A 1,827-nucleotide genomic window follows, 5' to 3' on the forward strand; every position below is an offset into this window, starting at 1 on the left:
CTCAACACGCACGACGCGACACGAAAACTCGGCTACCTAGGAAACTCACGCTAGCCGCGCCCTAGCCGGATCCGAAGACGGGGAACATCCGAGTATGGTCGGCTTCACTGGTCACACAGCGACCACGCGGATGCGGCGGAGGGTTTGGTCGGCGGCATCGGGGATGTCCATCCCGGCGTCCACGCCGCTGCGCAGATAGTCGATGACCGGCTGGTCGAGCCGCTCGCCGGGCACCACGGCGGGAAGGCCCGGCGGGTACGGGGTGAGGGGTTCGGCCGCGATGCGCCCGGCGGCCTTGTCCGCGTCGACCATCTCCGCCGACCCGAAGAACGCATCCCGCGGCGACATCACCGACTCGAGCTGCAACTCCTCGGGACTCGGCAACGAGATCGGTGGTGGTGGATCGAACGAAGCCGCGGCCTGCGCCAGGTCGTCGAGCGCGGTGACCAGCCGGCCGGTGGTGGTGTCGTCGTCGGCCATCGACAAGGTCGCCGCGATGCGGCGGTGATCGTGCATGCCGACGTCGAGGTGGCAGTGCTCCCGCATCCAATCGGTGCACTGGAACCCGGACACACCGAGGTCGCTGACATCGATGAGGATCTGCATGCGGTCGAGGTCGTGCGAGGCCTGCTCCCCGAGGAGCCGGTCCTCGAGCACGGTCAGCCCGTCGATGCGGGCAATCCGTTCCCGGGTGCGGCCGGCGAGTGCGAGAGCGCTGCCGAGCAGCTCCCCACCGTGCTCGACCATCTGCCGCCGCCACCCGTCGATGGCCGCATACAACATCACGTTCGGGCTGGTGGTCGTCAACAGGTCCGCGCATTGCGACAAGTGCGTGCCGTCGACCAGGTCACCCTGCAGGTGATAGACCGATCCCTGCTCGAAACCGGCACCCATCTTGTGGATGCTGACCACGCAAATGTCGGCGCCGGCGTCCATGGCCCAGGTCGGCAGGTCGTCGTGGAAGGGCAGATGCGCACCCCAGGCCTCGTCGACGATGAGGGGTTTACCTCGCTGGTGGCACACCTGCGCGATGGCGGCGATGTCGGCGCAGGTGCCGTACGGGCTCGGACTGACGATCAGTGCGCCGGCCGCGTCGGGATGCTTCTCCCACATGGCCCGTACCTGTTCTGGGGACGGAGGATGGGAAAAGTGCATGTCCTCGTCCCAGCGTGGGGTGATCCATCGGGGCGTGACACCACTGAAGATCAGTCCGGCGACGATGGATTTGTGCGAGTCGCGGGAGACGAGCAGGCCGCCGGGATCGTTGCCGGCGACGGCCATCATCGCCGCCTTCACCGACAGGGAGCTGCCGCAGGTCGAGAAGAAGGCCCGTTCGGCCCGGACCGCGTCGGCCATCAGGTGTTCGGCCTGGGACAGGTAGCCGTTCCTCGATTTCCGGTCGTCCAGACCGCCGGAGGCGAGCACGTCCGCGCGGAACGGATCGGTGCCGAGAACCCGTCTCACCCGCTCGTCCGCGCCGCGGCCCTGACGATGCCCGGGCGGGGAGAATCCGTAGCGGTCAAGCTTGTGGTACTGCTCCAACGCATCCAACAACGGTGCCTGCGACTGGTCCATACCCGACGGTGTACCCGCACTCGTTTCGCCCTGAACCCTCGACACCGTCGGCCCGTACACCGTTCTCCCGGCCTCGCTCTTCGTGTGCCGTACGACAGAGCAGATCACCCGACCCCTGGGCCCGGGGTGAGGACGTGATCGGTTTCCGCTGAGCCCGCTGGCCGCCGGTTTCGTCGCGAGCGATCCGGGGATACCTTGTGAATGAGCGTTGCAGCAACGGAATCGGGTCACGACCTCAGCGTGGGGGTCGAG

General features: G+C 67.4%; 1 protein-coding gene. It reads right to left on the reverse strand.

Going from position 1 to position 1,827, the window contains the following annotated elements; genetic code table 11:
- Positions 1–111: 111 nt before the first annotated feature.
- Positions 112–1,575, reverse strand: coding sequence for an aminotransferase class I/II-fold pyridoxal phosphate-dependent enzyme (locus P3H15_RS53740; protein ID WP_276144782.1), 1,464 nt, complete (start codon positions 1,573–1,575; stop codon positions 112–114).
- Between the last annotated feature and the right edge of the window lie 252 nt (positions 1,576–1,827).

Origin of the sequence: Rhodococcus sp. T2V (assembly GCF_029269925.1) — a bacterium.
GTDB classification, from domain to species: Bacteria; Actinomycetota; Actinomycetes; order Mycobacteriales; family Mycobacteriaceae; genus Rhodococcus_F; species Rhodococcus_F koreensis.